Raw genomic sequence first — 12,257 nt, 5'->3', positions numbered from 1 at the left:
ATGAAACGACTGAGCCTTGCCTTTGCCGCTGTCGTTGCTGCCAGCCCCGCGCTGGCCGCCAGCGGTCCGTTCTTCTCGCTGCACAACACCAACTTCGTGGTGCTGCTGGCGTTCCTGCTGTTCATCGGCGTGCTGGTCTACTTCAAGGTGCCGGCGCTGCTGGGCGGCTTGCTGGACAAGCGCGCGGACAACATCCTGTCCGATCTGGACGAAGCCCGTAACCTGCGGGAAGAAGCCCAGACGCTGCTGGCCTCGTACGAGCGCAAGCAGAAAGAGATGCAGGAGCAGGCCGCGCGCATCGTCGCCGGTGCCAAGAAAGAAGCTGAAGCGGCAGCCGAACAGGCCAAGGAGGATCTGAAGGTCTCCATCGCCCGTCGTCTGCAGGCGGCCGAGGACCAGATCGCGTCGGCGGAAGCCAACGCGGTGAAAGAGGTCCGCGACCGTGCGATCACCGTGGCGGTTGCCGCGGCTCGCAACGTGATGGCCAAAAACACCAGCGCCGAGGCGGTTTCGGCCAGCATCGACGCCTCGATCGACGAAGTGTCTGCCAAGCTGCACTGAGCGGTTTGCGACATGCGATCTCGTGAAACCCGGCCACTGGCCGGGTTTTTCGTTTGCGGGTCAGTTGGGTCAGCCCTTGCGCCCGGCGGCCCGTTCTTCCTGATGCGCCAGCCGTTGCGCGGCGATGGCTTCATTGTCACGGGCGCGGCCCTCGTCCCGCAGGGTGGTCTCGACAAACCGCAGATGCGCCTCGACCGCTGCGCGCGCGGCATCGGGATCGCGGGCCTGCAGGGCGCTGTTGATGGCCTTGTGCTGCTGCAACAGCTGTGCGCGGACCGTGTGCTGACGGAACATCGCCTGGCGGTTGTAGAACACCCCCTGCCGGAGCAGGTCGAACATCGACCGCATCATGTGCAGCAGGATGACGTTGTGGCTGGCTTCCAGGATCGACAAGTGAAATTCCGCGTCCAGTGTGGCCTCTTCGGTGCGATCGCGCTTGGCATGGGCCGCTTCCATCCGGCGATAGACCGTGTCGATCACCGCAAGGTCGGTATCCGAGCCCAGCCGCGCCGCGCGGGCGGCGGCCATGGCCTCAAGCTCGCGCCGGAATTCCAGATAGTCGAAGACGGCGGTTTCATTGGAGGCAAAGAGGTCGATCAGCGCCGGTGCGAAGGCCGAGCCCAGAACCTCGGCCACAAAGATCCCGGCCCCGGCGCGGCGGGTCAGAAGGCCCCGCTCCGACAACTCGGCGATGGCGTCGCGCAGGGTTGGGCGCGAGACCCCCAGCCGTTCGGCAAGCTCCCGTTCGGGAGGCAGGCGCTCTCCGGGACGCAGGATGCCGCGCAGTATCAGATCCTCGATCTGGCGGATTATCGAGGCGGAAACCGTTGCGTGGTCGATGCGGCGGAACGTCAAGGGCGGGCCTTTCACTCTGGTCAAAGGGTATGACCGGTGCGGCCCGCCCGCAAGACGCGTCAGGTGGTGGGGCGGATGACGACCTCGACCCGGCGGTTCTGGGCACGGCCTTCGGCCGAGAGGTTCGACGCGATGGGCGCATCCTCGCCCCGTCCAATGGCGGTCAGGCGGTTGCCCGCGACACCGGCGCCGACCAGCACCGAAGACACCGCGCCCGCGCGCCGCGCCGACAGGTCGAAGTTGTAGCTTGCCGCGCCGGTGTTGTCGGTATGGCCGATGATCTGAATCGTGGTGTCGGGATAACGCTGCAGGTTGGCTGCCAGAGTGCGCAGTTCGGCCTTCTGGCTTTCGGCCACGGCGGCGCTGTCCACGGCGAACAGGATGTCCTGCGGGAAGTTCACCAGCAGCTTGTCGCCCTGGTTTTCCACGGTGATGCTGTCGCCCAGCTGCTGGTCCAGCTCGGCGGCCTGCCGATCCAGTGCGTTGCCGATGGCCGCGCCCACGGCGGCCCCGGCCACGGCGCCGACCGCGGCCTTGCCGCCGTTGCCCCCGGTGACAGGTCCGGCCAGAAGCCCCCCCGCCACACCGCCGATGATCGCGCCGGTGGTGGCATTGCGGTTGCCGGACCCGGTGGCTTGTTCATAGGCCGGGGTACAGGCGGTCAGGGCCAGTGCGAGGGTCAGAAGTCCGGCGCCTTTGGCGGCGGTCGGGATGCGGGTGGGGAACATGGGTTTGCCTCTGCTCGTTTTCTTTGCCGCCAATATGGCGAAACCGGGCAGAATTGCGAGTCAGGCTTGCGTGAACTCGGCGTCTCTCCGCGCACTTTCCCAGGCCAGGATGGCGCGCTTGACCGGCAGCCCCCAGTGATAGCCGCCAAGGGCACCGGATTTGCGCAACGCCCGGTGGCAGGGGATCAGCAGGCTGATGGGGTTGCGCCCCACGGCGGTGCCCACGGCCCGCTGCGCGTTGGGCTTGCCGACCACACGGGCAATGTCGGAATAGGTGGTCACTTGGCCCGAGGGGATATGCAGCAGCGCCTCCCAGACCTTGATCTGGAACGGCGCGCCGATCAGGTGCAGCCGGGCCCCGCGCCCGCCCAGGGCATCCGCGACCATCGGCGCAACCACATCCGGATCCTCGACGAAACGCGCGGCGGGCCAGCGGGCGCACAGGTCGGTGCGGGCTGCGTCCTCGCCGGTCTCGGCGGTGAAGGCCAGCCCGCACAGGCCGTGGTCGGTGGCCATGGCCAGCGCCGGGCCGAAAGGCGTGTCGGTCATCCCCATGCGGATCAGCAGGCCCTTGCCGGCGCGGGCATAGTCGCCCGGTGTCATCGCTTCCCACCGCAGGAACAGATCGTGCAGCCGGCCCGAGCCGCTCAGACCCACCTCCTGCGCCGTGGCCAGGGTGGTGGCTTGTTCGGCCAGCAGCCGCTTGGCATGGTCAAGCGCCAGGTATTGCTGATAGCGTTTCGGCGAGACCCCGGCCCAGCGGGTGAAGATGCGCTGGAAATGGGCCGGCGACATGTGCAATTCAGCGGCCAGATCGGCCAGCGGCAGGGGCGCGCCCCCGGCGGCGTCGATGGCGGCGATGGCACGCGCCATGACGCCATAGTGATAGGCCCCCTCGGGGGCGGTGTCCGCTGCGGACGAGGATGAGGAAGAACGGGTCATGGCCAAGGATGTAGCGGCAAAACCGGCGTCGAACGACCCGAAACCTGCGCAAGCGAAACCGCGCCGCAAGGCCAAGGCCCCCGCTGCCGGGGCGCCGTCGCCCACGCCGATGTCACCGCAGGCCGATTACGCCACCATCGTCGAGGCGTTTTCGCGCTTCCGCGACGCCGAACCCGAGCCCAAGGGTGAGCTGGACCACGTCAACGCTTTCACGCTGGTGGTCGCGGTGGCGCTGTCGGCGCAAGCCACGGACGCCGGGGTCAACAAGGCCACCCGCGAGTTGTTCAGGATCGCCGACACCCCCGAGAAGATGCTGGCACTGGGGGAGGAGGGCGTGATCGAGCACATCAAGACCATCGGCCTCTATCGCAACAAGGCCAGGAACGTCATCAAGCTGAGCCGGATCCTGGTGGACGATTTTGGCGGGCAGGTGCCCTCGTCGCGCGCGGCGCTGGTCTCGCTGCCCGGCGTCGGGCGCAAGACCGCCAACGTGGTGCTGAACATGTGGTTCAAGATGCCCGCGCAGGCCGTCGACACCCATATCTTCCGGGTCGGCAACCGCACCGGCCTGTGTCCGGGCAAGGATGTGGATGCGGTGGAACGCGCGATCGAGGATCAGGTTCCCGCCGAGTTCCAGCAGCACGCCCATCACTGGCTGATCCTGCACGGGCGCTATCACTGCAAGGCGCGCAAACCCATGTGCGGCACCTGCATCATCCGCGACCTCTGCGCCTTCGAAGAGAAGGTCATTCAGCCCGCTTGACAGCCGCCGGTGCAGAAGCGGACACAGGCACAAAGATTTCCAGACACATGAGGCGCCCCAATGGCCTTTGCCTATGACGACCAGAACATCTTCGCCAAGATCCTGCGCGGCGAGATCCCCAACAACACCGTGCTCGAAACCGAGTACAGCCTGGCGTTCCGCGATATCCAGCCGCAGACGCCCGAACATGTGCTGGTGATCCCCAAGGGGCCCTATGCCACCTTCGATCACTTCGCGCTGGAAGCCTCGGACGTCGAGATCGTGGATTTCACCCGAACCGTCGGCAAGATCGCCGAGATGCTGGGCGTGCAACCGGCCACGGGCGCGGGCGGATTCCGCCTGATCTCGAACGCGGGCGAGGATGCGATTCAAGAAGTGCCGCACATGCATGTGCACCTCGTGGCGGGCCGTCCGCTGGGCCGCATCCTGCAACCGGCCTGACGGCCACAGGCGCCCCTAGCGGATCGGGGCAAACAGGGCGTCGTCCAGCGAGCAATCGCGGGACACGCCGTCGCCGCAGGGGCGCGGCTCCAGATCGCGGGTCAGGCAGACGCGCGCCTCCTGGATCATGCCATCGCGGCAGGTAATGGTCAGGGCTGCGGCGGACAGGGCCGGGTTGACCTCAAGAAACGCTTCCTCGATGACCGAGGCGGGCAGTTTCACCGTCTTGTCCAGCTTGCGCAGCAGGTCGGGTCGGGTGATCCGGGCGTAGGCGTCGCGCGACAGTGCATAGTATTGCGGCCCGCTCAGACCGGTGCAGCGGCCATGTTTCTTCCACTGGTACCAGGCCAGCCCGCCCGAGCCCATGATGTCGGCCATGTCGCCGCTTTGCGCCCGCGTCGGATCGGCAGTGTCGGTGTGGCAGTACTTGGGATAGCCGTCCTCGTGCTGGGGCCACAGCCCGTGCAACAGCCAGCCATGGTCGTACCGGGCGTCGCATTGTTCGGCCTCGCGGGCATCGCCTTCGCGCAGGCACCAGTTCGGCGACCAGGACAGCGACAACACGTAATAGTCGAAGACCCCGGGCCGATCATGGTCGGCGCGCGCCGCCGCGGACATCAGGCTTAGCAAGGCCATGCTCAACACCAGCCCGCGGGCCGCAGCAGTTCGCATTTTCTCTTTCCTCCGCGGACAAGCCGCCCTATATACACTCAATCTTCCCTACATCGAGAAGACGCGCCCTCCCGGCGCAGCCGAGTCACGGCGCGGGGAAATTGCGCCTTCTCGACGGGACAACGAATGACAGGAGATCGCCATGCAAGGCAAGCCGATCATGGCCAAGGCCACCGCCGTCTGGCTGGTGGACAACACGACACTCAGCTTCAAGCAGATCGCCGAATTCTGCGGCTTTCACCAGCTTGAGGTGCAGGGCATCGCCGACGGTGACGTGGCCGCCGGCGTCAAGGGGTTCGACCCGGTCGCCAACAACCAGCTCGACCAGAGCGAGATCGACCAGGGCGAGAAGAACCCGCTCTACAAGCTGAAGCTCAAATACAACCCGGCGGCCTCGGGCGAGGACAAGCGCCGCGGCCCGCGCTACACCCCGCTCAGCAAGCGCCAGGATCGCCCGGCGTCGATCCTCTGGCTGGTCAAGTTCCATCCGGAACTGGCAGACAGCCAGATCGCCAAGCTGGTTGGCACCACCAAGCCGACGATCCAGGCGATCCGCGAGCGCACCCATTGGAACATCTCCAACATCCAGCCGGTCGATCCGGTGGCCCTGGGCCTGTGCCGGCAGTCGGAACTGGACGCCGCCGTCCAGAAAGCCGCCGCCAAGAAGGCCCGCGAGGGCGCAGTCATGTCCGATGACGAACGCCGCAAGCTGGTCTCGACCGAGCAATCGCTGGAGATGGACGCCGAACCCAAGATCCCGACGGCGATTTCCGGGCTGGAAACCTTCACCCTGGGTGGCTCCATGGACGAAGACGACAAGAAAGACGCGCCGATCGACGCCGACAGCTTCTTCAATCTGCCGGACAATGGCGACGACGAGGATGAGGATGGCGAGGACAACCTGATCCCCTGATCTGACCCTTCGTCAGCAACAAGGTTTGAGGGCGCGGGTCGATGACCCCGCGCCCTTTTTCTTGTCGAAAATACTCAGGATCCGACCTGTGCCGTCTAGACCCGTCCGCGGGCCTTCAGCGCCGCCCCGATGGTGCCGTCGTCCAGGTAGTCCAACTCGCCCCCCACCGGCACGCCCTGCGCCAGCGAGGTCACAAGTACCCCGTCTTCCAGCAGATCGGCGATGTAATGCGCGGTGGTCAGCCCGTCCACGGTGGCGTTCAGGGCAAGGATCACCTCAGACACGCCCTCGTCGGTAATGCGGCGGGACAGTTTCGGCAGGCCCAGATCCTCGGGACCGATGTCATCCAGCGCCGACAGGGTGCCGCCCAGTACGTGGTAACGGCCCTTGAAGGCGCCGGTGCGTTCCATGGCCCAGAGGTCGGCCACGTCTTCCACAACGCAAATCACCCCGGTGGCCCGGCGCGGATCTGTGCAGATCGGGCATTGGTCTTCGGTCGCGATATTGCCGCAGGTCACGCATTCACGCGCGGTGCGCGCGACCTCGGTCAGCAGGTCCGCCAGAGGCAGCAACAACAGAGACCGCTTGCGCAGCAGATGCAGCACCGCGCGGCGAGCCGAGCGCGGTCCGAGACCGGGCAGCTTGGCCATCAGTTCGATGAGCGTCTCAACCGAGGGCGGCGCGCTCATGTCCGCCCTGCCACGCGGAGGCGCGCAGGCGCGCCACGACCTTTCCCCCCATCCCCGCCCTTGGCGGCGACGGGGCCCGTGGGCACCCGGCCTGACTGCCGCGGGTCGGCGGAGAGGGCAGGGCGATTTCGCTGGGAAAGCCGCACCACGGTACGGCTCGACGCGCCCGTGATCCCGCCGCGGCCCGCGTCAAGGGCCAGCGGCTGCGCCGCGCCTTCGGCGCTCGTGACCCGGTCCGCGAAGGGCGCGCCCATGCTCAGAAGGGCAGTTTCATATCTGCGGGCAGGCCCATGGATTCGGTGAGCTTGCGCATTTCGGCCTGGGTGCGATCCTGCGCCTTGGATTGCGCGTCCTTGATCGCCGCAAGGATCAGGTCCTCGACCATTTCCTTTTCATCCTTGTGGAAGATCGACGGATCGATCGACAGGGCGGTCAGCTCGCCCTTGGCCGTCGCCGTGGCGCGCACCAGTCCGGCGCCGCTTTCGCCTTCCACGGTGATGGTGGTCAGCTCTTCCTGCAGCGCCTCCATCTTGTCCTTCATTTCCTGGGCAGCTTTCATCATCTTGCCCATGTCGCCCAGACCGCCAAGTCCTTTAAGCATCGTGTCGTCCTTTCAGAAATCGTCGTCAAACGGGTCCCAGTTCTCATCGGCCTCGGGCAGTTCCGGCAGGGCCTCCTGCGCGGCGTCCGCGGCGATGGCTTCGGGGGTTCGGATATCAATGATCTCGGCGCCGGGAAAGCGCGCAAACACCGCTTGCACCATGGGATGTTCCAACGCCTGTGCCGTCAGCGCGTCGGTTTCCGCCGCGCGAGTCTGGGCGATGGTTGGGGCGCCGTCTTCCGTTGTGGTGACGGTGACCGCCCAGCGGTTGCCGGTCCAGGCCTGCAGTCGCGCGCCAAGTGTTTGCGCCAGGTCCGGGGCCGCCTGTGGGGCCGGACGGAAGGTGATCCGCCCGGGCGAATAGCGCACGAGGTGCAGCGCGTTTTCCACCTCGAGCAACAGTTTCACGTCGCGGTGGCGGCGGATCAGGGCGACCACGTCCTCGAAAGTGGCAAATCGGGCCAGCGCGGCTTCGGCGTCGGCATTTGGGGCCGCAGCCGTGGCCGGGCCGGAGGTGCGGGAGACCCGTGCGCGCGGCGACGCGACGGGGGCCTGTCGCGCGGTCGGCGCGCCTGCTGGGGCAGGGCGCGCAGGGGAAGCCGACTGGGCGGGCGATCCGGTCGGTTGCGCGTTCAGGCGGCGCAACAGCTCTTCCGGCGGCGGCAGGTCGGCCACATGGGTCATGCGGATCACCGCCATCTCGGCGGCCATCATGGCATTGGGCGCGGCGGCGACCTCTTCGAGGGATTTCAGCAGCATCTGCCAGGCCCGGCCCAGCACCCGCTGGCTGAGGCGGGCCGACATTTCCTGTCCGCGGGCGCGGGTGTCGGGGGGCAGGGTGGGGTCGTCGCCGGCGTCCGGGGTGACCTTGGTGACCGAAAGCCAATGGGCGATCTCGGCCAGGTCGCGCAGTACCGATTGCGGGTCGGCGCCATCGGCGTATTGCGCGGCCAATTCGTTCAGCGCGGCGGCGGCCTCGCCCTTCATGATCAGGTCGAACAGGTCCAGCACCCGGCCCCGGTCGGCCAGACCCAGCATGGCGCGGACCTGATCGGCCCCGGTTTCGCCAGCGCCATGGCTGATCGCCTGATCCAGCAGCGAGGTGCCGTCGCGGGCCGAGCCTTCGGCGGCGCGGGTGATCAGCGCCAGCGCCTCATCGGTGATCTGCGCACCCTCGGCCTCGGCGATGCGGCGCAGCAGGGCCAGCATGTCCTCGGGCTCGATCCGGCGCAGGTCGAAGCGCTGGCACCGCGACAGCACCGTCACCGGCACCTTGCGGATCTCGGTTGTGGCGAAGATGAACTTCACGTGCCGGGGGGGTTCCTCCAGCGTCTTGAGCAGCGCGTTGAAGGCCGAGGTGCTGAGCATGTGCACCTCGTCGATGATGTAGATCTTGTAGCGGCTTTCGGCCGGCGCATAGGTGACGCTGTCGAGGACGTTGCTGCGGATGTCGTCGATGCGGGTCTGGCTGGCGCCGTCCATCTCGATCACATCCACATGGGTGCCTGTGGCGATGCCACGACACTGCGGGCACTGGCCGCAGGGATCGGTGGTGGGGCCGCCCTGACCGTCCGGGCCGGTGCAGTTCATGCCCTTGGCGATGATCCGCGCGGTAGAGGTCTTCCCGGTGCCGCGGATGCCGGTCATCATGAAGGCCTGGGCGATGCGGTCGGCGGCGAAGGCGTTCTTCAGGGTGCGGACCATCGCCTCCTGACCCACCAGGTCGGCGAAGGTTTCGGGGCGGTACTTGCGTGCCAGAACCTGATAGCCGCTGTCGCTCACCTGTGTCGTCTCCCCGGGGAATCATTGGTTGCAGCCAAGCTAGGGGGCAGCGGAGCGGAGGTCCAGATGGACGGGCCGGAATGCAGGTCAAATCGGGTCGTGCCTTCGATGTGGGGGCGGGGCCTGTGGCGGCGGCGGGATTTTGAGTGTTTTCGACAAGAAAAAGGTGCAACCGCGCCGCGCCAGCGGCGCCCGGCCCAACCGGCGGCGCGCCCGCAAGGGCGCAACAGAGGGCGGGAGTTGCCCCTTGCGAGGCAAGATGTGCAGCGGTACCCTCAGGGAAGGGCCGTTCGGGGCGGCCTCCTGATCCGCGGAAAGCTGTTGTCGGCACCCTATCGAGACCTGAACGAAGAAATATCTTCGGTTTTTCTCATGCCCGTGTCGGCGGATCACTGGGCCAAGCGATGAGGAAACCGATGGTGAAATCCCTCGACCATCTGCGCCGATCTGCGAAGGCGCTCAAATCCGGCCATGATCAGGGCGATCCGGCGGCCGTGGCGCGTGTCCGGCAAGTGCAGGGGGCGTCCGTGGTGGACCTTCGGCATGCGGATGCGCTGCATGTGGTGGCGCGCGAGGCTGGATTTTCCAGTTGGCCGCAACTGAAAGAGGCCGTGGCACGGCACGGCGTGGACGGCGCGGCGCGTTTGCAGGCGCTGAAACGAGCCCTGTATCAGGGGCGGAACGCCCGCGTGGATCGGTTGTTGCAAGAGGCGCCGGATCTGGCCGAGGGGCATTTTGCCTTGCAGGTGGCGCTTCTGGATCATGCGGCCGTGGCGGCGGCACTGGCCCGCGACCCGTTACTGGCCACGCAAAGCTTCGGGCCGCGCGGGCGGCCGATCCTGCATCTGGCGTTTTCGCGCCGCTTCCAGGCGATGCCTGAACCCGACGACGCCATGCTGGGCATTGCGGAGCTTCTGTTGCGGCACGGGGCATCGGTAAATGACAGTTGCCCTGCGGAGCCGGGGTCCAACCATCGGCTGTCGGCGCTGTACGGGGCCATCGGGCACAGCAACAACATGGTGCTGGCGCGATGGCTGTTGGCGCATGGGGCCGATCCCGACGATGGCGAATCGCTCTATCACGCCACCGAGTTGGGCCATCACGAGGGGCTGCGGATGCTGCTGGAGCATGGCGCGTCTCCAAGGGGCACCAACGCCGTGCTGCGGGCCATCGATTTCGACGATGTGGAGGCGGTGCGGATGCTGCTTGCGGCGGGGGCGGATCCGAACGAGGGGGCCGCCACGCATCCCTCGGGCACCGCAATGTCAGCGCTGCCGGCGCTGCATCTGGTGGCGCGGCGGGGGGCTTCGGTGGCGATGGCGGATCTTCTGCTGGACAATGGCGCTGATCCCGCGACCCTGTTCCACGGGCATTCGGCCTATGCCTATGCGCGGATCTTCGGGCAGGCCGCCCTGTCGCGGCGGCTGGAACAGCGCGGTGCGGATACGGCGCTTTCGGCGATCGAGGCGCAATTGGCGCGGGCGGCAGAAGGGGACGTTTCCGCGACCGACTGGATCGACATGGCCAGGGTTTCAACGGATCTGCGCCCCTTGCTGACCCTGCTGGTGCCGCGTCCGGGCACGCTGCCACAGATGCAGCGTCTGGTGGCCATGGGGTTTGATGCGAATGCGACCGACGAAATGGGCCTGACCCCGCTGCAACTGGCCGGATGGGAAGGGCTGACCGAGGTCTTCGCCTGGTTCCTGAAGCAGGGCCCGGACATGGGCCATGTGAACGCCTACGGCGGAACGGTGTTTTCAACCATCCTGCATGGATCGGAGAATTGCCCACACCGGGCTGCGCGCGATCACACTGGCTGCATGCGTCTTGCGCTTGAGCATGGCGTCGCGTTGCCGCGCCGGGCTGTCGGCATGGCCGAGGAACCCGAGATGGCGGCGCTGCTGGCGACGTGGGCCGAGGCGCATCCGGGGCAGGTGGTTGACAGCGGAGTGGTCTGATCCGTGCGCCGGGGCGCCGTAGAATTGACGCCCCGGTTGTCCGGTGCGGTTTACAGGCCGCGCTTGGACTTCTTCCCGGCCACCACGTTGCGGACCATCTTGCCAAACGCCTTGTCGCGGGCACGGGCCTGCGCCAGCGTCTGGCTGTTGTGCTGGTCTTCGCGCCGCAGCTTCTGCCAGCGCCGCAGGCGGGCGGGGTCCAGGTCGCCGCTTTCGATCGCGGCAAGGATGGCGCAACCGGGTTCGGTCTCATGCGTGCAATCGCTGAACCGGCATTGCGTGGCCAGCGATGAGACATCCTCGAACACATCGTCGATGCCCTGGCTGGCGTCTGACAGCCGCAGGGCGCGCATTCCGGGGGTGTCGATGATCCAGCCGCCCGAGGCGACCGGATACAGCCCGCGCGCCGTGGTGGTGTGGCGCCCCTTGGCGTCATCCTCGCGGATCGCCTGGGTGTCTTCCTGCTGCCCGGTCAGCCCGTTCAGAAGCGTGGTCTTGCCCACTCCTGACGACCCGACCAGCGCGCCGGTCTGGCCGCGCCCCAGCCAGCCGGCCACCTGCCGGATGTCTTCAGCGGCATGGGCATCCACCGTCAGCACGGTCAACAGGGGCGCGAGGGTCTCGGCCTGTGCACGGAAAGTGCCGGGATCGTCGCAAAGATCGGCCTTGGTCAGCACCACGACCGGGTAGCATCCGGCGCCCTTGGCCAGGGCCAGGTACCGCTCCAGCCGCGCCGGACTGAAATCGGCGTTGCAGGAGCCGACGATGAACAGGGTGTCCACATTGGCCGCGATCAGTTGGGTGCGGGCATCGGTGCCCGCCGCGCGGCGCTGCAGAACGGTCTTGCGGTCAAAGCGATGTCGGATTCGGAAATCGGGATCCGCCGCGACCCAATCGCCGACCGCCAGCTCTGCGGTGGTCAGCGGCGGCGCGGTTGTCAGAACGACGGGGCCGTCACAGCCCAGCCCTTCGGCGCGGTCGCGATGAACATGGGCCAGCCGATACAGTGTATCGCCGTCGTCCTGAGGGTCTTGTTGCAGGAAAAAGTTGGACCAGCCAAGGTCCGCAAGGGAAAAAGCCATTTGTCTGCCTGTTGATATCACGCATTGCTCACCGCGCAGCAATCGCTTGCGCGGCAATACGGATCAGGCAGCGGGACGGTTCAGACCGTCAGAAACGCGCTGCCCGGGGAGAGACGAGAACAATCATCAGATGACCTCCGGGCTGGATGGTGTGGGTGAGAGGCTGGACAACGACCCAAGCGGGGCTCGTTACGGCTGCTTCCTTCCGGATCTGACCGGGTTGGCGAGGCGCCTGCCCGCGCCAACCTCTCACCGCGATATCTAAGCGTC

Annotated in this window: 13 protein-coding genes and 1 other RNA gene; 5 read left to right on the top strand and 9 right to left on the bottom strand. The window is 66.9% G+C overall.

The window, feature by feature from the left end; all coding sequences use genetic code 11:
* Entirely contained in the window at positions 1-561 is a 561-nt protein-coding gene (locus AB0T83_RS05460; protein WP_366192035.1) for a F0F1 ATP synthase subunit B, read from the top strand.
* Positions 562-630: 69 nt separating this feature from the next.
* Here AB0T83_RS05460 and AB0T83_RS05455 read toward each other — a convergent pair whose 3' ends face one another.
* Genes AB0T83_RS05455 through AB0T83_RS05445 form a run of 3 tightly spaced genes read right to left on the bottom strand, consistent with a single transcriptional unit; the run spans position 631 to position 3,086 of the window.
* Positions 631-1,416, bottom strand: a complete 786-nt coding sequence (locus AB0T83_RS05455; protein ID WP_366192034.1) for an FCD domain-containing protein — start codon at positions 1,414-1,416, stop codon at positions 631-633.
* Positions 1,417-1,475: 59 nt separating this feature from the next.
* Positions 1,476-2,144: a YiaD family glycine zipper/OmpA-like lipoprotein gene (locus AB0T83_RS05450; protein ID WP_366192033.1), complete on the bottom strand. Its 669-nt coding sequence runs from the start codon at positions 2,142-2,144 to the stop codon at positions 1,476-1,478.
* Between the two features lie 60 nt (positions 2,145-2,204).
* On the bottom strand, positions 2,205-3,086 hold the full coding sequence (locus AB0T83_RS05445) for a methylated-DNA--[protein]-cysteine S-methyltransferase (protein WP_366192032.1): 882 nt from the start codon (positions 3,084-3,086) through the stop codon (positions 2,205-2,207).
* A gap of 109 nt (positions 3,087-3,195) precedes the next feature.
* Here AB0T83_RS05445 and nth point away from each other — a divergent pair, with 109 nt between their 5' ends.
* Together nth and AB0T83_RS05435 are read left to right on the top strand one after the other, a co-directional pair.
* On the top strand, positions 3,196-3,849 hold the full coding sequence (gene nth / locus AB0T83_RS05440) for an endonuclease III (protein ID WP_366192073.1): 654 nt from the start codon (positions 3,196-3,198) through the stop codon (positions 3,847-3,849).
* A gap of 60 nt (positions 3,850-3,909) precedes the next feature.
* Positions 3,910-4,290, top strand: a complete 381-nt coding sequence (locus AB0T83_RS05435) for an HIT domain-containing protein (RefSeq protein WP_366192031.1) — start codon at positions 3,910-3,912, stop codon at positions 4,288-4,290.
* Positions 4,291-4,305: 15 nt separating this feature from the next.
* Here AB0T83_RS05435 and AB0T83_RS05430 read toward each other — a convergent pair whose 3' ends face one another.
* Complete coding sequence (locus AB0T83_RS05430) at positions 4,306-4,962, bottom strand: ribonuclease T2 family protein (RefSeq protein WP_366192030.1); 657 nt, start codon at positions 4,960-4,962, stop codon at positions 4,306-4,308.
* 142 nt (positions 4,963-5,104) lie between these two features.
* Between AB0T83_RS05430 and AB0T83_RS05425 the strand changes: the two genes are divergently transcribed.
* Positions 5,105-5,875, top strand: a complete 771-nt coding sequence (locus AB0T83_RS05425; protein WP_366192029.1) for a DUF1013 domain-containing protein — start codon at positions 5,105-5,107, stop codon at positions 5,873-5,875.
* Between the two features lie 95 nt (positions 5,876-5,970).
* On the opposite strand, the gene recR is transcribed toward AB0T83_RS05425, so the two are convergent.
* The 3 genes from recR to AB0T83_RS05410 all read right to left on the bottom strand — a co-directional run bounded on the left by recR (position 5,971) and on the right by AB0T83_RS05410 (position 8,947).
* Positions 5,971-6,564 (bottom strand): recombination mediator RecR, encoded by a 594-nt coding sequence (recR, locus tag AB0T83_RS05420; protein ID WP_366192028.1) that lies wholly within the window; start codon positions 6,562-6,564, stop codon positions 5,971-5,973.
* 256 nt (positions 6,565-6,820) lie between these two features.
* Positions 6,821-7,165 (bottom strand): YbaB/EbfC family nucleoid-associated protein, encoded by a 345-nt coding sequence (locus AB0T83_RS05415; RefSeq protein ID WP_193139571.1) that lies wholly within the window; start codon positions 7,163-7,165, stop codon positions 6,821-6,823.
* A 12-nt stretch (positions 7,166-7,177) separates the two neighbouring features.
* Positions 7,178-8,947, bottom strand: coding sequence for a DNA polymerase III subunit gamma/tau (locus tag AB0T83_RS05410; RefSeq protein ID WP_366192027.1), 1,770 nt, complete (start codon positions 8,945-8,947; stop codon positions 7,178-7,180).
* A 416-nt stretch (positions 8,948-9,363) separates the two neighbouring features.
* On the opposite strand from AB0T83_RS05410, the gene AB0T83_RS05405 reads away from it, so the two are divergent.
* Positions 9,364-10,905, top strand: a complete 1,542-nt coding sequence (locus AB0T83_RS05405; RefSeq protein WP_366192026.1) for an ankyrin repeat domain-containing protein — start codon at positions 9,364-9,366, stop codon at positions 10,903-10,905.
* Positions 10,906-10,955: 50 nt separating this feature from the next.
* On the opposite strand, the gene rsgA is transcribed toward AB0T83_RS05405, so the two are convergent.
* Together rsgA and ffs are read right to left on the bottom strand one after the other, a co-directional pair.
* The gene (gene rsgA, locus AB0T83_RS05400; RefSeq protein ID WP_366192025.1) at positions 10,956-11,987 is read right to left on the bottom strand and encodes a ribosome small subunit-dependent GTPase A; all 1,032 of its coding nucleotides are present in this window, start codon (positions 11,985-11,987) and stop codon (positions 10,956-10,958) included.
* A gap of 154 nt (positions 11,988-12,141) precedes the next feature.
* Positions 12,142-12,238: signal recognition particle sRNA small type (gene ffs / locus AB0T83_RS05395), an RNA gene on the bottom strand.
* Positions 12,239-12,257 lie beyond the last annotated feature (19 nt).

The sequence above is a fragment of the Meridianimarinicoccus marinus genome, from assembly GCF_040689105.1.
GTDB lineage: Bacteria > Pseudomonadota > Alphaproteobacteria > Rhodobacterales > Rhodobacteraceae > Meridianimarinicoccus > Meridianimarinicoccus marinus.
Note: the sequence above shows the minus strand (reverse complement) of the source record. Positions and strands in the feature narration are given on the sequence as shown.

Bases quoted from the DNA above. Each gene is read 5' to 3' on its own strand.
- AB0T83_RS05460 (WP_366192035.1), top strand. From the start codon at position 1: ATGAAACGACTGAGCCTTGCCTTTGCCGCTGTCGTTGCTGCCAGCCCC.
- AB0T83_RS05450 (WP_366192033.1), bottom strand. From the start codon at position 2,144: ATGTTCCCCACCCGCATCCCGACCGCCGCCAAAGGCGCCGGACTTCTG.
- AB0T83_RS05445 (WP_366192032.1), bottom strand. From the start codon at position 3,086: ATGACCCGTTCTTCCTCATCCTCGTCCGCAGCGGACACCGCCCCCGAG.
- nth (WP_366192073.1), top strand. From the start codon at position 3,196: ATGTCACCGCAGGCCGATTACGCCACCATCGTCGAGGCGTTTTCGCGC.
- AB0T83_RS05435 (WP_366192031.1), top strand. From the start codon at position 3,910: ATGGCCTTTGCCTATGACGACCAGAACATCTTCGCCAAGATCCTGCGC.
- AB0T83_RS05430 (WP_366192030.1), bottom strand. From the start codon at position 4,962: ATGCGAACTGCTGCGGCCCGCGGGCTGGTGTTGAGCATGGCCTTGCTA.
- AB0T83_RS05425 (WP_366192029.1), top strand. From the start codon at position 5,105: ATGCAAGGCAAGCCGATCATGGCCAAGGCCACCGCCGTCTGGCTGGTG.
- recR (WP_366192028.1), bottom strand. From the start codon at position 6,564: ATGAGCGCGCCGCCCTCGGTTGAGACGCTCATCGAACTGATGGCCAAG.
- AB0T83_RS05415 (WP_193139571.1), bottom strand. From the start codon at position 7,165: ATGCTTAAAGGACTTGGCGGTCTGGGCGACATGGGCAAGATGATGAAA.
- AB0T83_RS05405 (WP_366192026.1), top strand. From the start codon at position 9,364: ATGGTGAAATCCCTCGACCATCTGCGCCGATCTGCGAAGGCGCTCAAA.
- rsgA (WP_366192025.1), bottom strand. From the start codon at position 11,987: ATGGCTTTTTCCCTTGCGGACCTTGGCTGGTCCAACTTTTTCCTGCAA.